The sequence below is a fragment of the Tardiphaga sp. GW821-FHT12E02 genome (assembly GCF_058807155.1).
Genome location: NZ_JBXAQK010000001.1, coordinates 2358637 through 2379516 on the forward strand (window position 1 = coordinate 2358637; position 20880 = coordinate 2379516).

Here is a 20880-nt window from a genome sequence, read left to right on the forward strand (position 1 = left end):
CTTGCGTGGCCTTCTGGATTGCTTCGTCGCCTTCGGGTCTTCGCAATGACGTGGGATGGGCCGACGGATCATTCGGAGACGACCAGCGGCTCGGTCGCCGCATGCAACCAGTTCCGCGTCTCGGCGTCGTCGATCAATGGTGTGATCTCGCGGCGGACGCGGGCGTGGTAGTCATTGATCCAGGTGAGTTCGCGCTTGCTGATGCGATGGGCGTTGATCAGCCGGCGATCGATCGGCGCCAATGTCAGCGTCTGGAATTCGTTCATCGGCTGCTCGGCGCCGTCGATCTTTGCTTCCACCACCAATTCGAGGTTCTCGATGCGGATGCCGAAGGCGTCGGTCTTGTAGTAGCCGGGTTCGTTGGAGAGGATCATGCCGCGCTTCAGCGGCGTGGTACCGAGCTTGGAGATGCGCGCCGGCCCTTCATGCACCGACAGATAGGAGCCGACGCCGTGGCCCGTGCCATGGGCGAAATCGAGCCCGGCATGCCAAAGGAACTGGCGCGCGAAAGAGTCGATCTGCGCGCCGGTCGTGCCGTCCGGAAACACGGCGCGCGCGATGGCGATGTGTCCGCGCAGCACGCGGGTGAAACGGTCGCGCATTTCGTCGGTGGGCTCGCCGATGGCGATGGTGCGGGTCACGTCGGTGGTGCCGTCTTCATATTGTGCGCCGGAATCGATCAGCAGCAGATCGCCCGGCGCGATGCGGCGGTTGCTCTTGCGGGTGACGCGGTAATGCACGATGGCGCCATTCGGTCCGGTGCCGGCGATGGTCGGGAACGACACATCCTTCAGCGCCCCCGTATTGCGGCGGAAGGTCTCCAGTGCTTCCACGGTGTCGATCTCGGTCAGGCCACCCTTTGGGGCCTCGCGATCGATCCAGGCAAGAAACTTTGCCAGCGCCACGGCATCGCGACGATGCGCGGTCATGGTGCCCTTGATCTCGACCGGGTTCTTCATCGCCTTGAGCATGGCAATGGGGTCGCTGCCACGCACCGGCCTGCCGCCGGCCGTCGTGATCAACTGGCTCAGCGCATCGGCCGCCGTCGCGCTGTCGAGTGCGATCGATGCGCCGGTTGCGGCGAGGTCGCGCAGCGCGGTCATCAGGGCATCCGGCTCCTGCACATCGGCCGAGGCTTCGAGATGATTGCGTGAACTGTTAGACAGCTTGCGATGGTCGATGAAGACCAGTGGCCGCCCATCCTTCGGCACCAGCGCATAGGACAGCGGCAACGGCGTGTGCGACACGTCGGCGCCGCGGATATTGAAGGTCCAGGCCACCGCATGGGAGTCGGACAGCACGATGGCGTCGACGCCAAGCCGCGTGATCTCGGCGCGAATGCGCGCGAGCTTGTCGACCTCGCTTTCGCCGGCATATTCCATCGGATGGATTGTCACCGCCCCGAGCGGCGCAGTGGGCCGCTCATGCCAGACGGCATCGACCGGGTTGGTCTCGACGGCCACGAGCTCCGCGCCGGCCTTGGCGCAGGCGGCCTTCAGGCGCTCCGCTGCTGCTGTTGTGTGCAGCCACGGATCAAATCCGAGGCGGTCGTCCGCTTTCAGATGATCCGTGAGCCAGCTTTCCGGCGGTGGCTCGACCAGCGACTGGACGCTCCAGGCGCTGGTATCGACCTGTTTGGGTGCCTGCACCGTGTAGCGGCCATCAACAAATATCGCGGCGTCCTGCAACAGCACCACGGCCATGCCGGCCGAGCCGGTGAAACCGGTAAGCCAGGCCAGCCGCTCATCCGCTGGCGGCACATATTCGTTCTGCTGTTGGTCTGCGCGGGGAATCACGAAGCCGGTCAGCTTCCTGCGCAACAATTCCTCACGAAACGCAGCCAACCGCGCCGCCAGCGCGACGCCGCCCTCGGGCTCTTCAAAGGTCTGGAAATGGGCTTCAAACATGGTGCCGATATCCTATTGGTGCGTTCTGGCGCCGGCAATCGAGGAGCAGGGTTGCGAAAAGCTGGCACAGGTTATGCTTGAATTTCGGCAACGGTTACAAATGCGGAACCATCCGGTGCCGCGATTTGTTGCCCTTGCGGAGACCGTTAGGTCTTTGTGTTCAACTCAACGAAGAGGGAAGACACCATGCCCGCTTTTACGTTCGAGAAGATTTCCCCGCCGCGCCAATCCGCACAGTCGCAGCCTCAGTCGCGAGGTGTCGCCACGCCGCAGCCCAGAGAAAACGTTATCCAGGTTCTTGGTCGTTTCGTCATCGCGCGCGTCCGCGAGGAACAACCGTCGTCGGATCAACAGTCTTCGAACTGATCATCCCGCCCGCTGCATCAGCAGGCTGCTCCAGCCTTCGATGATTTGCTGCTTCAGCAGCACCAGCCCGCGTGCACGATAGGCCACGATCACGCTCGTCGCCTGATGCGGCAGAAGACCCGACAGGATGATCATGCCATTGCTCGCCATGTGCCGCTCCATATCGGTGGCCATGGCGCGCAATGGATTGGCGAGAATGTTGGCCAGGATCAGATCGAACGGAGCATGCTTGGCAATCGTCGGCGATGAGAAGCCGGTCGCGCAGACCGTCTCGACGAGATTGCCGACGCCGTTCAGTTTCATATTTTCATGCGCCACCTTCACGGACATCGCATCGATATCCGTGGCAAGCACATGCTTCTTGGTGGCCTTGGCCGCCGCGATGGCCAGCACGCCGGTGCCGGTGCCGAGATCGAGAATGCGCTTCGGCGCCTTCGAGCGCAGCACGTAATCGAGATAGATCAGGCAGCCGCGCGTGGTGCCGTGATGGCCGGTGCCGAAAGCCAGCGCGGCTTCGATCTCGATGCCGAGCTGGTTGTCGCGCACCTTGTCGCGATCATGGCTGCCATGGACGATGAAACGTCCGGCGCGCACCGGCACGAGGCCTTCGAGGCTTTCCTTCACCCAGTCCTTGGCCTCGATCGTATCGAACACGATGCTGCCGGCCACCGTGTCGTCGGACGCGAGGGAAACCAGATTGCGGATGGAGGCTTCGTCCGGCGGATCGGCGAAATGCACGGTGACGTCCCAGCGGCCCTGCGGATTCTCGAAGGCCGCGATCGCTGCTTCGCCTTCCTCAAAACTCTCGGTGAGCAGATCGACGATGCGCTTGGCGCTGAATTCATCGCCGACGGCGAAGGTGGCGCGGCTGGTGCCTTGTGGGGTCATCGCGGATCCGTCGTGAACAGGACATGCAAGGGTTTATCCGCGTTTCGTACAGGGTTTATCCCGTCGATGATACCCGGCTGATGCACCGGAATTGCGCCGCTTTATACCGGAGCCGTGCACCGTTTATCCCGGACTTGCCGACAGGCTTTTCCCGTCAAAAATCACAGACTGTGCACGGACTTATCCACAGTCTGCGCACAGGCTTATCCAAACAGCGCCCGGTGATCCCGCAGCACCGTCTTCGCCGCATTATGGCCGGGCGCGCCGGTCACGCCGCCGCCGGGATGGGCCCCGGAACCGCAGTGATAGAGCCCCTTCAGCGGCCCGCGATAATCGGCATGGCCCAGCATCGGCCGCGCCGAGAACAGCTGGTTCAGGCTGAGCGCCCCGTGAAAAATATCCCCGCCGATCAGGCCGAAATCACGCTCGAGATCGAGCGGTGACAGCGTCTGCCGGCCGATCACGCTGGCTTTGAAGCCGGGGGCGTAGTCATCCACCGTCTTGATCATCAGATCGGCCACCGTGTCGCGGTGATCGTCCCATGACATGCCGTTCGGCAGTTCGGGCGCCACATGCTGGCAGAACAGGCTGGCGACGTGCTGGCCCGGAGGCGCAAGGCTGTCATCGAGGGTGGAAGGGATCAGCACCTCGACGATCGGCTGCTTGCTCCAGCCGTCCTGTTTGGCGTCCAGCCAGGCGCGCTCCATGTAGCTGAGGCTGGGAGCGATGATGATGCCGGCAGTGAGATGATCGCCAGTGCCGGGTAGCGCGGTGAATGAGGGCAGGGCACTCAGCGCTACATTCATGCGAAAAGTGCCGGAGCCACCGCGCCAGTTGGCCATGCGTTCGCGAAACGGCTTTGGCAGTGCATCCGCCGGCGTCAGCCGCGTATACAGAAGCTTCGGGTTGACGTTGGAGATGACATATTTCGCGCGAATGGTCTCGCCATTCTCTAGCACCACGCCGACAGCGCGATCGCGCTCCACAAGCACTTCGCGCACGCCATTGCCGAGTGTGATGTCGACGCCATGGCTGCGCGCGGCGGCGGCCATCGCCTGGGTAATCGCACCCATGCCGCCGATTGCGTGGCCCCAGACGCCCTTCTTGCCATTCACCTCGCCAAAGGCGTGATGCAGCATCACATAGGCGGAGCCGGCCGCATAAGGGCTCGCATAATTGCCGACCACTGCATCGAAGCCGAACAGCGCCTTGACCAGGTCATGTTCGAACACGTCGTCGAGCATCTCGCCGGCAGAGCAGGTAAAGAGGTCGAGCAGGATACGCTGCTGCTCGATGCTGAGTTCGTTCAGGATCTTCGCGGTGCCGAGCGCATTGATCGCTTCGGAAATGGTGCCGAGCCCGAAGCCCTGCACCACATTCGGCGGTGCACGCAGCACGAAGGCGCGCAGCACGTCGGCGATCACCTCGAGCTGTTGCGAGAAGGCGCCGATCCGTTCGGCGTCATGGGCGCTGAGCCTTGCCACGGACGCTTGGGTGCGGCCTTCGCCTGTCAGCAGATAGGAGCCATCGGGCGCGGGCAGAAAATTCTGTGCCTTGCGCTCCACGATCTTCAGCCCGTGCTGATGCAATTTGAGGTCGGCAATGATCTGCGGATTGAGCAGGCTGACAGTGTAGGACGCCACGGAGTTGCGGAAGCCGGGGTGAAACTCCTCGGTCACCGCGGCACCACCGACCACGCTGCGGCGATCGACCATTTTCACGCGCAGTCCCGCCATCGCGAGATAGGCCGCGCAAGTCAGGCCGTTATGGCCGGCGCCAATGATCACAACGTCGTGGTCTGACATGTCCGGTTCAACACCATCTGATAGAGCGCCCTTTATCGAAGAGGCGGCCCTGCGGCACAAGGCCATGGAGACGCCAATCCGGTTCCATGGTTAGCCCGGATTGCCCGAATGGGTACTCTATGCTCCATTCGCCCACCCCGTCATTGCGAGGCGCCTTTGGCGCCGGAGCAATCCAGAAGCCACAGGGATGATCTGGATTACTTGGTCGCAAGGGCTCCTCGCAATGACGGGATTTGCCGTCACGATTCGTCTCCGGAGAGTTCATGAGTTCGTCGCAGCCGTCCGCCGCCCCAAACTCGGCCTCCCGCAATCGCCTGCTACTGACGGTCTATACGGCCGCGATCTTCGTCAGTGCACTGCTGCTGTTCTCGGTGCAGCCGCTCTTCACCAAGATGGTGCTGCCGCGGCTCGGTGGCTCGCCCGCCGTCTGGTCGGTGGCGATGGTCTTCTTCCAGTCGCTGCTGCTCGGCGGTTATGCCTATGCGCATTACCTGATGCAGCTGCGCAGCCGCGTGCTTCCGGTCGTCATTCATGTGCTGCTGCTGGTGGCCGCGCTGCTGACGCTGCCGCTGGCCATCGCAACAGGGTGGGGCGAGCCGCCGGACAGCGGCTATGCGTTCTGGCTGCTCGGCCTGTTCGCGGTTTCCATCGGCCTGCCGTTCTTTGCGCTCGCGGCCAATAATCCGATGCTGCAGGCCTGGTTCGTGCGCACCGGGCATCCCGATGGCGGCGATCCGTATTTCCTCTATGCCTCGTCAAATATCGGCAGCTTTCTCGCGCTGCTGTCCTATCCGGTGCTGCTGGAGCCGATGTTCTCGCTGCGCACGCAGAACCTGATCTGGACCTCCGGTTACGGCCTGCTCATCGTGTTGATCGCCGGCTGCGGTTTCCTGCTGATGCGCTCGCCCGCCATTGCTGTCGCCTCGCCTGAGGCTGAAGAAGCCGCTGCACCGGCGCCGAGCTGGATGCAGAGGCTGCGCTGGATCTTCCTCGCCGCCGTGCCGTCGGGCCTCTTGATCGCCGTCACCGCGCACATCTCGACGGACGTCGCCGCGGCGCCGCTGCTCTGGGTGCTGCCGCTGTCGCTCTATCTCCTGACCTGGGTGCTGGTGTTCCAGTCGCGCCCGCTGCTGCCGCACTGGCTGATGCTGATGGCGATGCCGCTGGCCATTGCCGGCGTGATCGTGTTGCTGGCCGTGGGCGGCGAGCAGAACCTGTTGCTGACCTTGGGCGGTCATCAGCTGGCTTTCTTCATCATCGCCATGGGATGCCATGGCGAACTGGCGCAGAGCCGTCCGGCCGCGCGCTATCTCACCGGCTTCTATGTCTCGCTGTCCTTCGGCGGCATGGTCGGCGGCCTGTTTGCCGGACTGATTGCACCCTATACCTTCTCGTGGATTGCCGAATATCCGATCCTGGTCGCATTGGCGGTGCTGTGCCTCCCGGCGCGGGTCGGGCGCTATGCCGGCTGGCGCGGTCTGTACTGGCTGTTGCTGCTGATCGCGGCTGTCGCCTTGATCGCGCCGAGCTACACGACCGGCAAGCTGTTCAACTGGCTCGATACCCAGCGCGTCTATGTGATTGCCGCGGTTGCGATGATCGCGATGATCGTGTCGCGTTTGCGCGCCAGCCGCCTCGAATATCTCGGCATCACCGTGCTCGCGCTGGCGCTGCTGCGCATCTATCCCGCCGATGATGGCCGCGTCGAGACGGTGCGGAGCTTCTTCGGCGTGCACAAGATCCAGGTCACCGCCAATGGCCAATATCATGTGCTGCTACATGGCACGACCATTCATGGCGCCGAGAAATATCTCAACGATGACGGCACGCCGGTGACGGGTCGCCCGGAGCCGATCTCCTATTATTACAAGGATGGCGGCATGGGGCAGGCGATCGCCGCCATGCGGGCGCGCAAGGGCGCGCCGCTGCGCGTGGCGGTCATCGGTCTCGGTTCGGGCTCGCTGGTCTGTGCGCAGGCGCCGGGAGAGAACTGGAAGTTCTTCGAAATCGACCAGACCATGGTCGATACCGCGCGCGATCCGAAATATTTCAGCTACATCTCGAAATGCCAGCCCGACATCAAGCCTGTGATCGGCGATGCACGGCTCACTTTCACGAAGGAAGCGGACGGCGCCTACGACCTCATCATCGTCGATGCGTATTCGTCGGATGCGATCCCGATCCATCTGGCGACCCAGGAGGCGATGGCGATCTACAAGGCCAAGCTGGCGCCCGATGGCGCCGTGGTGATGCATGTCTCCAACCGCCACCTTGAGCTGGCGAGCGTGGTGACAGGCATTGCCGATGCAAACGGACTGAAGAGCTGGGTGTTCAACGAGGATACCGGCCGCGATGCCGAATATATCTTTTCAACCAATGTCGTGATTTCCGCGCGTAATGATGCGGATGTCGGCACGATAGCCCAGCCGTCCTCCTCATGGACGCTGACACCGGCCAAGCCGGATCAGCGCGTGTGGACCGATGACTATTCCAACATCCTCGGCGCTGTCTGGCGCCGGTTGCGGGATGGCGATACGTAAGTGGTGTTTGTAGGGCGGATTAGCGTAGCGTCATCCGCCGGCCGACTTCATGATTGAAGCTCCGCGGCGGATTACGGCTTCGCCTCATCCGCCCTACGGACCGCATTTCAATAATCGCCGAAGAAGCCGCGCTGGCGCGGGGCGTAATAGACCTGCGGCTGGGGCTGGCGGTTGTAGTTGGAGTAGCCGCGGTTCGCATAATATTGCTGCGTCTCGGCCTCGGTCATGCGGCGATAGCCGGGAGGGGCCGGATACTGGCGGCCGTCATTGCCATCAGCCGGATAGATGTAGCGGTCGTCATCGGTGGGCTGCGGCGCCTGGCGAACGATGCGGCGATTGTTCGGCACCACCTGCGGCGCGATCTCCATGGGATTGCCATAGGCGTCATAGGATGGCTCTGCGGTGGCGACCTCGCGGCGCGCCGGAGCGGCGGCCGTCTTGGTGCCGCGTGGGTTGCGGGCGAGGGCGACCTGCGATGAACCGGTGAGACTGACGGTGGTGTTCAGCACGCCGTCGGCCTTCACCATCGCAAACAGCGTCGCCGCGTTGGCGCGCGAGAGGCGCACGCAGCCATGGGAAGCTGGCGAGCCGAGGCGATTGACCGAGTCGGTACCGTGGATGGCGTGGCCGCGTTTGGTGAAGAAGATCGCATTGGGCATCGGCGCTTCGTCGAATTCCTTGGAGTAATGATCCTCCTCCATGCGGAATGTCTGGAAGCTGCCATTCGGCGTCTCATAGGACGGCAGGCCCGAGGACACCGGCCAGCGATATTTTTCGACGCCGTCCTGCACGACGGTCATCGTCTGGCTGTCCTTGTCCACGGTGATGTTGATCTTGGCTTCGGCAGTGCCGCCGACGGCGAGGGCGGAAAGACCCACCAGGGTCATGACAAACGCACGCATGTTACCTTTTCGCCTCCGGGCTTCGCCCATTTGTCTGCTCGCCGTCCCGGTTTCAATATGCATCCGGGTCCGGCGCCTCGCCAGTGACAGTTTCGTGCATCCTTAACCAGTCAAGGTTCACGGCCATGCCGGTATACTGGCGGTATCCGGCCTGTTGCAGTGCGGAATGCGCAATTTAACACCTTCAAATGGAACCGGTTCCCCTCCTGCGACGTTGCCATGACACAAGTTGTTGCGACCAAAGCGCGCGAGGCGCGGGGGATGACCGTGAAACTGAACACAGCCGCACTGCCCACCAATTCGTCCATCAAGGCCCGTCTGACGCTCGCTGCGGCCACGCTGGCGCTGGTCGCCATGCCACATTTCGCCCATGCCCAGGGCGTGTTCCGGGGCGGCGAGCAGGGCGCCAACCAGGGCTATCGTGACGGCAACCGTGCGGCCGGGCCGGTCGGCGGTGTGGTCGGAGGCGCGCTTGGTCTCGGCGTCGGCGCAGCCGTCGGCGGCGTGAAGGGCGTGCTCGGCATTCCTGAGGGCCGCCGCACCCAGTGCCGTGGCTATTACAACAAGCACGGCAAGTTCCGCTGCTATCGCTAAGCGGATCGCCTCACAACAAAACGGCCCGGACATGTCCGGGCCGTTTTTCGTTTCTGCATCACTTCTTCAGCTTGTAGCCGGTCTTGAAGATCCACCAGACGATGACCATGCAGATTATGAGGAACGTCAGTGTCATGAATACGCTGAGTTCGATGCTGACGTCGGAAATCTCATAGAAGCTCCAGCGGAAGCCCGAGATCAGATAGACGATCGGATTGAGCAGCGTCACCGTGCGCCAGCCCGACGGCAGCATGTTCACCGAATAGAAGCTACCGCCCAGGAAGGTCAGCGGCGTCACCACCAGCAGCGGGATCGCCTGCAATTTTTCAAAACTGTCAGCCCAGATGCCGATGATGAAGCCGAACAGGCTGAAGGTCACCGCCGTCAGCACCAGGAAGGTCAACATCCAGACGGGGTGCATGATGTGCAGCGGCACGAACAGGCCGGCGGTGCCGAGAATGATCAGGCCGAGAATGATCGACTTGGTGGCCGCCGCGCCGACATAGCCGATCACCACTTCAAGCGCTGACACCGGCGCGGACAGTAGCTCATAGATCGTGCCGATGAACTTCGGGAAGTAGATGCCGAAGGATGCGTTGGCGATGCTCTGTGTCAGCACCGACAACATCACCAAACCAGGCACGATGAAGGTGCCGTAACTGACACCTTCCACATTGGCGATGCGCGAGCCGATGGCGGCGCCGAACACCACGAAATACAGCGAGGTGGAGATCACCGGCGAGACGATGCTCTGCAGCAGCGTGCGCCAGGTGCGCGCCATCTCGAACAGATAGATGGCCTGGATGGCTCGGAAGTTCATCTTACTTCCTCACCAGGTTGACGAAGATTTCTTCCAGCGAATTCTGCACCGTGTCGAGATCGGCAAAGCGAATGCCGTTTTCACGCAGGTCGCTGAGCAGGCTGGTGATGCCGGTGCGCTCGCTCTTGGTGTCGTATGTATAGATCAGTTGCATGCCGTCATTGCCGAGTTCGAGATTGTAAGGCGCGAGCGAGACCGGCACTGCATCGATCTTGCTCTGCAGATGTAGCTTCAGGCGCTTCTTGCCGAACTGCTGCATCAGCTTGGCTTTGTCCTCGAGCAAGATGATCTCGCCCTTGTTGATGACGCCGACCCGGTCGGCCATCTCCTCGGCTTCCTCGATGTAATGCGTGGTCAGCAGCACGGTGACGCCCTTGGCGCGCAACTCGCGCACCACTTCCCACATGCCCTTGCGCAGCTCCACATCGACGCCCGCGGTCGGCTCGTCGAGGAACAGCACCTGTGGCTCATGCGACAGCGCCTTGGCGATCATCACGCGCCGCTTCATGCCGCCGGACAGTTCGATGATCTTGCTGTCTTTCTTCTCCCACAGCGAGAGATCCTTCAGGATCTTCTCGATCAGCGCGGGATTCTTCGGCTTGCCGAACAACCCGCGACTGAAGCTGACGGTGGCCCAGACGGTCTCGAAGGAATCCGTATGCAGCTCCTGCGGCACCAGCCCGATCAGCGAGCGCGCGGCGCGATAGGCCGTCCGCGTGTCATGGCCATCCACCGAGACGGTGCCGGACGTGGCATTGACGATGCCGCAGATGATGGAAATCAGCGTCGTCTTGCCGGCGCCATTGGGGCCAAGCAGCGCGAAGATTTCGCCGCGATTGATGTCGAGATCGATGCCTTTGAGCGCGGTAAAACCGGAGGCATAGCTCTTGGTGAGGCCGGAGACGGAAATGATGGGTGACATGCAGGCAATCAGCGCTGTGGCAGTGGGAACTGTGCGGCGGGATGACACAGATAGGAACGCGCCTGCTCCCGCGCAATCGTCGCAGAGAAGATTTTGCTGCTATTCGGCCGCGTGAGCGTGCGCACCAAGCTCGACGAGAGCCACCTTCCGCGGCGACACCTGCCGCATAGAATTGCAGAGCTTCGGGGGCATTTCGCAGGGCTTCGTCAGTATCGCCGCCGGCCGATATGCAGTCTGGGAGATCCGGAAACCAGATGCCAACGGCGAGAGCGGGTCCTGCTTCTTCGATAAAAGCGACATAGTGGGGCACAGCGAACCTCGATCAGGCGCCCAGCCTGCTCCCTTATAAATGGCACGAGCCATAGATCGGGAGAGCGCTCGGCCTGCATGGTTCGAGACGCCCGCTTCGCCGGCTCCTCACCATGAGGGTTTTCTACCCGCTGCACTCCTCCCTCATCCTGAGGAGCGCGCTCTTGCGCGCGTCTTGAAGGATGGCCACAAGCTGCTTTCAGCGATCATATGCGACTGGCTTCTCTCCAACCCCGAAGAATCCGATCGCAAAACTTGTAGTTCGGCGAGCTAGCCCGCCGGCTCGTATTCGATCTCCGCGATCGTCGCCCCATCGGCCGCGTCTGCGAATGCCGGATCGGCGCTCAGCTCGTCGATGGTCCGCGGCTTCGGCAGCGTCGTCGAGCCGTCGGCATTGACCCAGTTCTCGGCCACGTCCTCCAACGTTTCGACGGCTTCGTCGATGGCTTCGTCGAGTGTATCGCCGGAGGTGGCGAGGCCGGGAAGGTCAGGGAAGCTGACGCGGAAGCTGCCATCGTCATGCTTGCGGATGACTGCGAGATAGACCGGCATGATCAGGCCCGCTCCACGAAACTGTCCACGACCTTCTTCTCGCCGGCCTTGTCGAATTCGATGGTGAGCTTGTTGCCATCGACTTTCGTGACATGGCCGTAGCCGAATTTCTGATGGAAGACGCGGTCATCCAGCGAGAAGTCGGAATCTGCGCCGGTGGATTTCGCCACCAGCTCGCCTTCGATCACCATCGGCCGCTTTTTCGCTGCGCCGCCGCCGAAAGTCTCGCCGAAGCCACCGCCGCTGCTGCGGCCGCGCTGCTGCTGCGCGCGCTGCCAGCCGGGCGTCGCATAGGTCGAGCCGAAGGCTTCGAGATTGTCGAAGCGCGACGAGCCGTAGCCGCCGGCGCCGCCCCAGCCGGAGCCGCCCTTGGATTCCGTGATCTCCACATTCGCCGCCGGCAATTCGTCCAGGAAGCGCGACGGCATCGTCGTGTTCCAGGTGCCGTGAATGCGGCGATTGGTGGCGAAGTAGAGCTTTGCGCGCTTGCGGGCGCGGGTGATGCCGACATGGGCGAGGCGGCGCTCTTCCTCGAGGCCCGCGCGGCCCTGCTCGTCGAGCGCGCGCTGATGCGGGAACAGGCCTTCCTCCCAGCCGGGCAGGAACACATTGTCGAATTCGAGCCCCTTGGCCGAATGCAGTGTCATGACGGACACCGCGTCCTCGTCGGCTGCGCCTTCCCGGTCCATCACCAGCGAGATGTGTTCGAGGAAGCCCTGCAGGTTCTCGAACTCCTCCATGGAGCGCACCAGTTCCTTGAGGTTTTCGAGCCGGCCGGCGGCATCGGCCGAGCGGTCCTTCTGCCACATCTCGGTATAGCCGCTCTCGTCGAGCACGACCTCGGCCAGCTCCGTATGCGACACGACTTCCATCTGCTTGCGCCAGCGCTCGAAGCTCAGCATCAGGTCGCGCAAGCTGCTGCGCGCCTTCGGCTTCATCTCGTCGGTCTCGACCACCTGCCTTGCCGCTTCCGAAAGCGGAATGCGGCGGCGGCGCGCGTGATCATGCAGCATCTGCACGGTGGCATCGCCGAGGCCGCGCTTCGGCACATTGACGATGCGCTCGAAAGCGAGGTCGTCGGCCGGCGAATTGATCACGCGTAGATAGGCCAGCGCATCGCGGATCTCCGCGCGCTCGTAGAAGCGGGGGCCGCCAATGACGCGATAGGGCAGGCCGAGGGTGACGAAGCGATCTTCGAATTCGCGCATCTGGAACGAGGCACGCACGAGGATGGCGATATCGTTGAGCTTGTGGCCCTCGCGCTGCAGCTGTTCGATCTCCTCGCCGACGCCGCGGGCTTCCTCCTCGGAATCCCAGGCGCCGGTGACGGTGACCTTTTCGCCGTCGATGTCTTCGGTGCGCAGCGTCTTGCCGAGTCGGCCCTCGTTATGCGCGATCAGATGCGAGGCCGCGGCGAGGATATGCCCGGTGGAGCGATAGTTGCGCTCCAGCCGGATCACTTTTGCGCCGGGGAAATCGTGTTCGAAGCGGAGGATGTTATCGACCTCGGCGCCGCGCCAGCCATAGATCGACTGGTCGTCATCGCCGACGCAGCAGATGTTTCGTTTCTCCCTCGCCCCGCTTGCGGGGAGAGGGTCGGGGTGAGGGGCAGCCACAGGCTCCGGCGCCTGCGGAGAGTCCACCTCACCCGGATTGCTTCGCAATCCGACCTCTCCCCGCGAGCGGGGAGAGGTTAGAGGGGGCGCACCGCCTGTGCTTTGCGACAGCAGCCGCAGCCACAGATACTGCGCGACATTCGTGTCCTGATACTCGTCCACCAGGATGAACTTGAAGCGTGCCTGATACGACCGCAGAACATCCGGATGTTCGCGGAACAGACGGATACATTCCAGCAGCAGGTCGCCGAAGTCGGCGGCGTTGAGCGTCTTCAGCCGCTCCTGATAGTCCTTGTAGAGCTTGCCGCCCTTGCCGTTGCCGAACACTGCGGCTTCGCCGGATGGCACCTGCGCTGGCGTCAGGCCACGATTCTTCCAGCCGTCGATCAGCCCGGCCAGCATGCGCGCTGGCCAGCGCTTGTCGTCGATATTCTCGGCCGACAGCAGCTGCTTGAGCAGGCGGATCTGGTCGTCGGTGTCGAGCACCGTGAAATTCGATTTGAGCTGCACGAGCTCCGCATGGTGGCGCAGGATGCGGCCGCCGATGGAGTGGAAGGTGCCAAGCCATGGCATGCCCTCGACCGCCTGGCCGAGCATGGTGCCGAGACGATGCTTCATCTCGCGCGCGGCCTTGTTGGTGAAGGTCACCGACAGGATCTCGCTCGGCCGGGCGCGGCCGGTGGAGAGGATATGCGCGATGCGCGAGGTCAGTACCTTGGTCTTGCCGGTGCCAGCACCAGCCAGCACCAGCACGGGCCCGTCGAGGGTCTCGACGGCGTCGCGCTGTTCCGGATTGAGATTGTCGAGATAGGGCGCAGGCGCTGCAGCGGCGCGAGCGCGCGCAGCAATGCCGCCCGCCACGGGCTGATAGGCGGGGAGGTCGTTGGCGGGCATTTTGCGGGCGTCGGTCATGCGAATCGAATTCCGCCCACACTGGCATTGTGGGGCCTCAGAGGGGAGCTTCTTAACAGGGATTGGGAGGCATATAGGGGCAGACCGGCCGCGGCGATAGACTTATCCCCGCATGGGCGTGCCCCGACGTATCTCGGGCGGCCGCAAGCGCTCTCTTTTCGTTGATCGGCGACGGTATTTCGTCCGGAACTTTCACTTGACACACGGCTTGTCTTGACATCGAGCGCGACGTGAAAAGTCGGCTCAAACAAGACTAATCGAGCAACCGTAAACTGAGGTACGTGTCATGCTGAGCTGGGTCGTAACGTTTCTTGTCGTCGCTTTGATCGCCGGTGTTCTCGGCTTCGGTGGTGTCGCTGGCGCGTCCATCGAAATCGCCAAGGCGATCTTCTTCATCGCCATCGTGCTGTTCCTGATCTCGGCCGTTGTTGGCCTTGTCCGCGGCCGCGGTAACAGTCTCTAACGCGATCAGTGATCGTCGTTAATCCGTCAGGGCGGAGTGATCCAGTGATGAGCTGGACCACTCCGCCCTTTGGCGTTTCAAGACCTCTCACGCTTCTGCACGCAGCCACGCCATCACGATCTCGATGGCTGTATGCGGCGCGCGGTCAGCCTGCCTCACGAGATCATAGGTATGGCCGGGAATGATCGGGCCGAAAGGCTGCACCAGTTGGCCTGCGGCGAGTTCGTCCCTCAGTAGCGCCAGACTCAGCAGTGCGATGCCTTGGCCAGCAACAGCCGCTTGGATTGCATGGCTTTCATCGGAGAAACGCAACTGCGGATGTGAGGGCGACCACGGCAGTCCCGATGCCGCGAACCAGCTTTCCCATGTCGGATTCAGCGGATCGACGCGCCGCCATTGGAAATGGATCAGTGGCGTCTTGGACAAATCCTGCTGTGTCACGACGCCCAGCCGCGGATTGACCACGGGGGCAAAGTTGTCTGCAAACATCACCTCCGCCGCCAGTCCCGGATAGGGGCCGCGCCCGTAGCGAATGGCGAGATCGACGCCGTTTTCGGTGAGATCGACCGCGCTGTCCGATGCGTGGAGCTGCAGGTCGATATCCGGATGCTGCGTCTGAAAGCCGGACACACGCGGCACCAGCCATTTCGCCGTGAACGCCGTGGTCGCAGAGATCGTTACCTGCGGGCGCTTGGTCTTCGGCATCAGGCGGTCGAGCGCGCTCTCGAAGGCATCAAGACCGTTGCGCAGCACCGGATAGAGCTGAGCGCCTGCTGCCGTCAGCACAACCTTGCGGACCTGCCGTTCGAACACGGGCAGCCCGACATGCTCCTCAAGCGATCGGATCTGATGGCTGATCGCGGTCGGGGTCACGGCGAGTTCGCTCGCAGCGTGTTTGAAACTGCCATGCCGCGCGGCCGCTTCGAATGCGCGAAGGGCAGATAAGGGCGGTAACCGGCGCATATGAATCTCAGATGAATTAATCTCATCTAATGGCTGATAATTCGGAGTTTGTCGAGTTTCCGCGGCGTCGATACCTCTCCCTCATCGATGAGATGAACTCATTCATCCATCGCCGACAGGAGATTTCCGATGCTGGAACGCGTGGTCACCCATCCCGACAATTATGAGCCCTATCTGCTGTCGCAGGGGATCAAGTTCGGCAATCTGCTCTTCATTTCCGGCCAAGCCGGCGCCGGCGATGACGGCAGGATCGTCAGCGGCGGCTTCCGGGCGCAAGGCCTGCAGGCCTTCGCCAATCTTCGCAGGGCGCTGGAGGCCGGCGGTTCGAGTCTGAAGGACGTCATCAAGGTGACGATCTTCGTCACGGATATGGGCCATTTCGCCGAGGTCGTGGAGCTGCGCCGCCAGTTCTTCGCGGCGCCGTATCCAGCCGACACTATCGCCGAAATCAAGGCGCTTTATGACCCCGCAGCCATGATCGAGATCGAAGCGATCGCGGCCGTCTGTGCAGACGGGGAGAACTGAGGTGACCGCGCATCCCGCATTTCCAAAGCTGTTCTCGCCTTTTGCGATCGGTGGGATGAAGCTTCCGAACCGACTGGCCGTTGCCCCCATAACCCGCGTCAGCGCCGAGGCTGATGGTCGTCCGACCCCGCGGATGGTGGATTACTATTCCTCCTTCGCGGCCGGCGGCTTCGGCCTCGTCGTCACCGAAGGCATCTATACGGATAAAGCTTTCGCCCAAGGCTATCTGTTTCAGCCAGGTCTCACCGATACGCTCCAGCGCGACGCGTGGCATGTTGTCGTGGATGCCGTGCATGCCCGTGGAGGGCGCATCATCGCGCAGCTGATGCATGCGGGCGCGCTGTCGCAAGGCAATCCGCATCGCAATGGCAGCGTCGGGCCGTCCGCGGTGCGTCCCAAGGGACAGCAGATGGCGTTCTATCGCGGCAGCGGCGATTATGCCGTCCCGTCGGCGATGTCCGCGTCGGATATCACCTACGCCCGGGAAGGGTTTGTGCGGGCGGCCTTCTATGCCCGCGAGGCTGGCTTCGACGGTGTCGAGATTCACGGTGCGAATGGCTATCTGCTCGATCAGTTCCTGAGCGAGGGGATCAATCATCGCGATGATCTTTACGGCGGCGCAGTCGAGAACAGGCTGCGCTTGACGCAGGAAGTGGTGCTGGCCGTGCGCGCGGCTGTCGGTTCAGATATGGTGGTTGGCGTCCGTGCCTCGCAAGGCAAGGTCAATGACTTCCTGCACAAATGGCGTGGCGCAGAAGAGGCCGCAGCGATTTTCACAATGCTCGGCCACTTGCCGGTCGATTATATCCACACCACCGAATTCGAGGCGTGGAAGCCTGCCTTCGCCGAAGGCGAAAGTCTCGCGGCCTTTGCAAAGCGATATTCCGGTCGTCCGGTGATCGCCAATGGCTCGCTGCATGATCCGCAAGCGGCCGCAGGCATGGTCGCGCGCGGCGAGGCCGATATCGTTTCGATCGGGCGCGGCGCACTCGCCCACGCCGATTGGCCGCTGCGTGTTCTCAGCAATGCTGAGATCGGCGAGTTCGACCGAAATATCCTGTCACCGCTCGCTGATCTGGCCAATCAGGATCGTGTGCAGGGGCGATAATCGCCGTCATTGCAAAGAGCGAAGCGACGAAGCAATCCAGTCTTTGACCAAGAACTGGATTGCTTCGCTGCGCTCGCAATGACGGCTGACAAGGTGGCGAGCTACTTCTTCGCCGGCATCGCGATCTTGCGTCCGATGCCCTCGGGCCGCTCCAGCCCGGCATGAGCTTGCGCCAGCGCCTGCACATTGGCGTTGATGTCCGGCGGGAAGGCCGCCACCTTGCGCGCCGTCATATCCATGTGCAGCGACATGTTCTCGGATGTCGCGGAAAGCCAGCCCTCGGTGGCGTGGCGCAGTTCCTGGAATGTGTGAATGCGCTTCTCGTCGGCGGCGACGACGAGAACGGACACCTGCACGGGATCGCCGAGATGGATCTCCCTGATATAGCGAACGTGGCATTCGGCGGCGAAGGACGAGTTGTTCCGCTCCTTCAGGTAGCCCGGTCCGATGCCGATATGGACCCAGAGTTCGTCCACGGCCCGGTCGAACATGACGTGGTAATAGGCCATGTTGAGGTGGCCGTTATAGTCGATCCATTGCGGCTCGATCTGCATGATCGAGGATTTGAACACGGCCGGGCGGCGCAGCAAGTCGTTGATCTCGGTCATTCCCATCCCATTTCCACGTCACGTCTCTTGACCGCTTATACAAGCTTTGCGACGGTCGCGCCCCGTTGAAAGGGACAACCGTGGGTAACATCGAATCGAATCTGACCCGCCCCGAGCCGAAGGCTCTGGCGGCTGCACTCGAGGCGCTCGCCGCGCGCTTTGGCAACAAGCTCGTGACCTCGCAGGCCGTGCGCGAGCAGCATGGCCACACCACCACGTGGCTCGCGAACCAGCCGCCGGATGGCGTGGTGTTCGCGCAGGAGACGGCGGACATCCAGGACGTCGTGCGCATCTGCGCCGCCAACAAGGTCCCGGTGATCGCCTTCGGCACCGGCACCTCGCTGGAAGGGCAGGTCAACGCGCCGGCCGGCGGCATCTGCATCGACCTGCGCGACATGAACAAGATTCTCGCGGTGCACCCCGAGGATCTCGATTGCGTCATCCAGCCCGGCGTGACCCGCAAGGCGCTCAACGAGCATCTGCGCGACCAGGGCCTGTTCTTCCCCATCGATCCCGGCGCCGATGCCTCGCTCGGCGGCATGGCTTCGACCCGCGCCTCCGGCACCAATGCGGTGCGCTACGGCACCATGCGCGAAAACGTGCTGGCGCTGAAGGTCGTGCGCGCCGATGGCGAGATCATCACCACCGGCACCCGCGCGAAGAAGTCGTCGGCAGGCTATGACCTGACGCACTTGTTTGTCGGCGCCGAAGGCACGCTCGGCATCATCAGCGAACTCACCATCAAGCTGCGCGGCATTCCGGATACGATTGCTGCAGCTTCATGTTCGTTTGAAACCGTGCAGGGCGCCTGTCAGGCCACCATCCTTGCGATCCAGACCGGCATTCCGGTTGCACGTATCGAGCTTCTGAATGAAGCACAGGTGCGTGCCTGCAACATCTATTCGAAGCTCACGCTCCCCGAGACGCCGCTGCTGCTTTTGGAATTCCATGGTAGCGAAGCCGATGTCGCCGAGCAGTCAAAGAATTTTCGCGATATCGCCCTTGAATGCGGCGGCGGTGATTTCTCCTGGACCACCAAGCCGGAAGACCGCACCAAACTCTGGCAGGCCCGTCACGATGCCTATTGGTCGGTGAAGAGCCTGCGTCCCGGCTCCGACGTCGCGGCCACCGACGTCTGCGTGCCGATCTCGAAACTCGCCGAATGCGTCGGCGAGACCGAAGAGGACCTCAAGCGCTTCAATCTGCTCTCGCCCATCGTCGGCCATGTCGGCGATGGCAATTTCCACTGCTCGCTGGTTTGCGATCGCAATGACCCCGCGGAGATCGCCCGCGCGGAAGAATTCATGCACCGCCTCGTGCAGCGCGCCCAGGCCATGGGCGGCACCTGCACGGGCGAACATGGCATCGGCCAGGGCAAGCAAAAGTATCTGAAGGCGGAACTCGGCCCCGAAGCACTCGACGCCATGCGGGCGATCAAGCGCGCGCTCGACCCTGACAACATCCTCAACCCCGGCAAGATCTTGCCGCAAGTCTGACACCGCCGGCCGCAGCGTTTCGCATGATGTCGTGCGCGAAACGCTGCTTTCGTCGTATGGACGAGCGGTTTCTAAACACCTACAAGCTGCAGTTGGATAAAATTGCCTGCAAAAAGTGTGTCTGTGGCTTGGCTTCGGACATTTGGAATTCGGCGCTGCGGCGTCCAAGAAAAGGCATCAGCCGATGCGGCTGCCGTTCTTCTATGGCTGGGTGATCGTTGCCGTCACGTTCGTGACGATGGCGATCGGGGTGAATGCCCGCACGTCGTTCTCATTGCTCTTCCCGCCCATCATCTCCGAATTCGGCTGGGATCGCGGCGTCACGGCCGGCGCCTTCTCGTTCGGCTTTCTCGTCTCCGCCATCATGAGTCCGCTGATGGGCAAGCTGATGGATCGCGGCGGCCCGCGTGCGGTGATGGAGCTTGGCACCGTGCTGATGGGCGCGGGGCTTCTGCTCGCGCCGCTGACGAGCGAGCCATGGCATCTCTATCTCACCATCGGTGTTCTCGTCGGCGCCGGCAGCATCTGCCTTGGCTATGCCGGCCAATCGCTGTTCCTGCCCAACTGGTTCAGCCGCAAACGCGGCCTCGCCATCGGTCTCGCTTTTGCCGGCGTCGGTATCGGCTCGGTGACGATACTGCCCTGGGTGCAGTTGATGATCGAGCAGACCGGCTGGCGCACGGCATGCACCGCGATGGGCCTCGTGGTGTTGATCGTGCTGGTGCCGATCAATCTCCTGCTGCGCAAGCGCCCGCAAGACATGGGGCTGTTGCCGGATGGCGATGCGGCGCCGCATCCCTCCACCAAGCCGATCTCCAACATCGTCGATCCCGCCTGGGCCAGCATCGACTGGACCCTTGGCCGTGCGATCCGCACCGCGCGTTTCTGGTGGCTGGCGCTAGGACTTTTTGGTGGCCTTTATGCCTGGTACGCGGTCCAGGTGCATCAAACCAAATATCTGCTCGATGTCGGCTTCTCGCCGCATACGGCCGCCTGGGCGCTCGCGATGGTCAGCCTGTTCGGCGTGCCCGGCCAGATCTTCCTCGGCCATCTGTCGGATCGTATCGGTCGCGAATGGATCTGGACCGTCAGCGGCTTTGGCTTCGCCATCTGTTTCACCGCGTTGATCGCCCTCGAATATGTGCCGAGCATCGCTCTGGTCTATGTGATGGTGATTTCACAGGGGCTGCTCGGCTATGGCGTCACCTCCGTGATGGGCGCGGTGGTGCTGGAAATTTTCCATGGCGAGCATTTTGGCAGCATTTTTGGCACGCTCACTCTGGCCGGCTTGGCAGGCGGTGCTGCTGGGCCACTGGTGACCGGCGTGCTGCACGATCACTACGGCACTTACACGCTCGCGTTTGCGCTGGGGATCGTCGTCTGCCTCGTCGCGACTTTGGCGATCTGGATGGCGGCGCCGCGCAAGGTACGGGTTGTGGCTGGCCGGTTGCACCACGCTCAGGCGGCGCGCGATGCGCTGGAACAGGCTTCGCGCAGCTGATTGCGGGCGATTTGCCGCAACACGTCCGCGCCATCGCGCCTGCGGGTTATGCTGTGACTTCGCCACAGTTCCTTCTATAGATA

The 20880-nt window shown here is 62.6% G+C and carries 17 protein-coding genes and 1 pseudogene; 7 read left to right on the forward strand and 11 right to left on the reverse strand.

All coding sequences use genetic code 11. From position 1 onward, the window contains the following. Positions 1-68: 68 nt before the first annotated feature. The 3 genes from AC1RQ5_RS11155 to AC1RQ5_RS11165 form a co-directional block, all read right to left on the reverse strand. Positions 69-1907: an aminopeptidase P family protein gene (locus AC1RQ5_RS11155; RefSeq protein WP_493198938.1), complete on the reverse strand. Its 1839-nt coding sequence runs from the start codon at positions 1905-1907 to the stop codon at positions 69-71. Positions 1908-2273: 366 nt separating this feature from the next. After that, the gene (locus tag AC1RQ5_RS11160) at positions 2274-3161 is read right to left on the reverse strand and encodes a 50S ribosomal protein L11 methyltransferase (RefSeq protein ID WP_493198939.1); all 888 of its coding nucleotides are present in this window, start codon (positions 3159-3161) and stop codon (positions 2274-2276) included. Positions 3162-3364: 203 nt separating this feature from the next. After that, a complete protein-coding gene (locus tag AC1RQ5_RS11165) occupies positions 3365-4966 on the reverse strand; it encodes a phytoene desaturase family protein (protein WP_493198941.1) in 1602 nt (533 codons plus the stop codon). Between the two features lie 263 nt (positions 4967-5229). On the opposite strand from AC1RQ5_RS11165, the gene AC1RQ5_RS11170 reads away from it, so the two are divergent. Further along, complete coding sequence (locus AC1RQ5_RS11170; protein ID WP_493198943.1) at positions 5230-7506, forward strand: fused MFS/spermidine synthase; 2277 nt, start codon at positions 5230-5232, stop codon at positions 7504-7506. A 107-nt stretch (positions 7507-7613) separates the two neighbouring features. On the opposite strand, the gene AC1RQ5_RS11175 is transcribed toward AC1RQ5_RS11170, so the two are convergent. Beyond that, on the reverse strand, positions 7614-8408 hold the full coding sequence (locus AC1RQ5_RS11175) for a L,D-transpeptidase (RefSeq protein WP_493198945.1): 795 nt from the start codon (positions 8406-8408) through the stop codon (positions 7614-7616). A gap of 261 nt (positions 8409-8669) precedes the next feature. On the opposite strand from AC1RQ5_RS11175, the gene AC1RQ5_RS11180 reads away from it, so the two are divergent. Further along, positions 8670-9002, forward strand: a complete 333-nt coding sequence (locus AC1RQ5_RS11180) for a hypothetical protein (protein WP_493198947.1) — start codon at positions 8670-8672, stop codon at positions 9000-9002. A 58-nt stretch (positions 9003-9060) separates the two neighbouring features. Here the strand turns inward: AC1RQ5_RS11180 and AC1RQ5_RS11185 are convergent, their stop codons facing one another. From AC1RQ5_RS11185 to AC1RQ5_RS11205, 5 genes and pseudogenes are all read right to left on the reverse strand, one after another. Beyond that, complete coding sequence (locus tag AC1RQ5_RS11185; RefSeq protein WP_398484767.1) at positions 9061-9822, reverse strand: ABC transporter permease; 762 nt, start codon at positions 9820-9822, stop codon at positions 9061-9063. 1 nt (position 9823) lies between these two features. Then, positions 9824-10744: an ABC transporter ATP-binding protein gene (locus tag AC1RQ5_RS11190; protein WP_398484765.1), complete on the reverse strand. Its 921-nt coding sequence runs from the start codon at positions 10742-10744 to the stop codon at positions 9824-9826. A 151-nt stretch (positions 10745-10895) separates the two neighbouring features. Beyond that, positions 10896-11054: pseudogene (locus AC1RQ5_RS11195) on the reverse strand (type II toxin-antitoxin system HicB family antitoxin); the annotation flags it as partial. Positions 11055-11323: 269 nt separating this feature from the next. Then, positions 11324-11605, reverse strand: a complete 282-nt coding sequence (locus tag AC1RQ5_RS11200; RefSeq protein ID WP_398484763.1) for a type II toxin-antitoxin system HicB family antitoxin — start codon at positions 11603-11605, stop codon at positions 11324-11326. Between the two features lie 2 nt (positions 11606-11607). Next, complete coding sequence (locus AC1RQ5_RS11205) at positions 11608-14133, reverse strand: ATP-dependent helicase (RefSeq protein WP_493198950.1); 2526 nt, start codon at positions 14131-14133, stop codon at positions 11608-11610. A 286-nt stretch (positions 14134-14419) separates the two neighbouring features. Here AC1RQ5_RS11205 and AC1RQ5_RS11210 point away from each other — a divergent pair, with 286 nt between their 5' ends. Next, complete coding sequence (locus AC1RQ5_RS11210) at positions 14420-14596, forward strand: DUF1328 domain-containing protein (protein ID WP_211912543.1); 177 nt, start codon at positions 14420-14422, stop codon at positions 14594-14596. A gap of 87 nt (positions 14597-14683) precedes the next feature. On the opposite strand, the gene AC1RQ5_RS11215 is transcribed toward AC1RQ5_RS11210, so the two are convergent. Next, positions 14684-15559 carry a LysR substrate-binding domain-containing protein gene (locus AC1RQ5_RS11215; RefSeq protein ID WP_493198952.1) on the reverse strand — a complete coding sequence of 292 codons (876 nt, stop codon included), beginning with the start codon at positions 15557-15559 and terminating at the stop codon, positions 14684-14686. A 129-nt stretch (positions 15560-15688) separates the two neighbouring features. Here AC1RQ5_RS11215 and AC1RQ5_RS11220 point away from each other — a divergent pair, with 129 nt between their 5' ends. Both AC1RQ5_RS11220 and AC1RQ5_RS11225 read left to right on the forward strand, forming a co-directional pair. Then, positions 15689-16084 carry a RidA family protein gene (locus AC1RQ5_RS11220; RefSeq protein WP_493198954.1) on the forward strand — a complete coding sequence of 132 codons (396 nt, stop codon included), beginning with the start codon at positions 15689-15691 and terminating at the stop codon, positions 16082-16084. Between the two features lies 1 nt (position 16085). After that, a complete protein-coding gene (locus tag AC1RQ5_RS11225) occupies positions 16086-17192 on the forward strand; it encodes an oxidoreductase (protein ID WP_493198956.1) in 1107 nt (368 codons plus the stop codon). A gap of 101 nt (positions 17193-17293) precedes the next feature. Here the strand turns inward: AC1RQ5_RS11225 and AC1RQ5_RS11230 are convergent, their stop codons facing one another. Beyond that, entirely contained in the window at positions 17294-17800 is a 507-nt protein-coding gene (locus tag AC1RQ5_RS11230; protein WP_493198958.1) for a thioesterase family protein, read from the reverse strand. A gap of 80 nt (positions 17801-17880) precedes the next feature. Between AC1RQ5_RS11230 and AC1RQ5_RS11235 the strand changes: the two genes are divergently transcribed. Together AC1RQ5_RS11235 and AC1RQ5_RS11240 are read left to right on the forward strand one after the other, a co-directional pair. Continuing rightward, complete coding sequence (locus AC1RQ5_RS11235; protein ID WP_493198959.1) at positions 17881-19296, forward strand: FAD-binding oxidoreductase; 1416 nt, start codon at positions 17881-17883, stop codon at positions 19294-19296. A 184-nt stretch (positions 19297-19480) separates the two neighbouring features. After that, the gene (locus tag AC1RQ5_RS11240; protein WP_493198961.1) at positions 19481-20797 is read left to right on the forward strand and encodes an MFS transporter; all 1317 of its coding nucleotides are present in this window, start codon (positions 19481-19483) and stop codon (positions 20795-20797) included. Positions 20798-20880 lie beyond the last annotated feature (83 nt).

Excerpts from the sequence above, each read along its gene's own strand:
- AC1RQ5_RS11200 (WP_398484763.1), bottom strand. The coding sequence starts at position 11,605 with ATGCCGGTCTATCTCGCAGTCATCCGCAAGCATGACGATGGCAGCTTC.
- AC1RQ5_RS11220 (WP_493198954.1), top strand. The coding sequence starts at position 15,689 with ATGCTGGAACGCGTGGTCACCCATCCCGACAATTATGAGCCCTATCTG.
- AC1RQ5_RS11170 (WP_493198943.1), top strand. The coding sequence starts at position 5,230 with ATGAGTTCGTCGCAGCCGTCCGCCGCCCCAAACTCGGCCTCCCGCAAT.
- AC1RQ5_RS11180 (WP_493198947.1), top strand. The coding sequence starts at position 8,670 with ATGACCGTGAAACTGAACACAGCCGCACTGCCCACCAATTCGTCCATC.
- AC1RQ5_RS11160 (WP_493198939.1), bottom strand. The coding sequence starts at position 3,161 with ATGACCCCACAAGGCACCAGCCGCGCCACCTTCGCCGTCGGCGATGAA.
- AC1RQ5_RS11230 (WP_493198958.1), bottom strand. The coding sequence starts at position 17,800 with ATGACCGAGATCAACGACTTGCTGCGCCGCCCGGCCGTGTTCAAATCC.
- AC1RQ5_RS11165 (WP_493198941.1), bottom strand. The coding sequence starts at position 4,966 with ATGTCAGACCACGACGTTGTGATCATTGGCGCCGGCCATAACGGCCTG.
- AC1RQ5_RS11205 (WP_493198950.1), bottom strand. The coding sequence starts at position 14,133 with ATGACCGACGCCCGCAAAATGCCCGCCAACGACCTCCCCGCCTATCAG.
- AC1RQ5_RS11210 (WP_211912543.1), top strand. The coding sequence starts at position 14,420 with ATGCTGAGCTGGGTCGTAACGTTTCTTGTCGTCGCTTTGATCGCCGGT.
- AC1RQ5_RS11215 (WP_493198952.1), bottom strand. The coding sequence starts at position 15,559 with ATGCGCCGGTTACCGCCCTTATCTGCCCTTCGCGCATTCGAAGCGGCC.
- AC1RQ5_RS11175 (WP_493198945.1), bottom strand. The coding sequence starts at position 8,408 with ATGCGTGCGTTTGTCATGACCCTGGTGGGTCTTTCCGCCCTCGCCGTC.
- AC1RQ5_RS11185 (WP_398484767.1), bottom strand. The coding sequence starts at position 9,822 with ATGAACTTCCGAGCCATCCAGGCCATCTATCTGTTCGAGATGGCGCGC.
- AC1RQ5_RS11155 (WP_493198938.1), bottom strand. The coding sequence starts at position 1,907 with ATGTTTGAAGCCCATTTCCAGACCTTTGAAGAGCCCGAGGGCGGCGTC.
- AC1RQ5_RS11240 (WP_493198961.1), top strand. The coding sequence starts at position 19,481 with ATGCGGCTGCCGTTCTTCTATGGCTGGGTGATCGTTGCCGTCACGTTC.
- AC1RQ5_RS11190 (WP_398484765.1), bottom strand. The coding sequence starts at position 10,744 with ATGTCACCCATCATTTCCGTCTCCGGCCTCACCAAGAGCTATGCCTCC.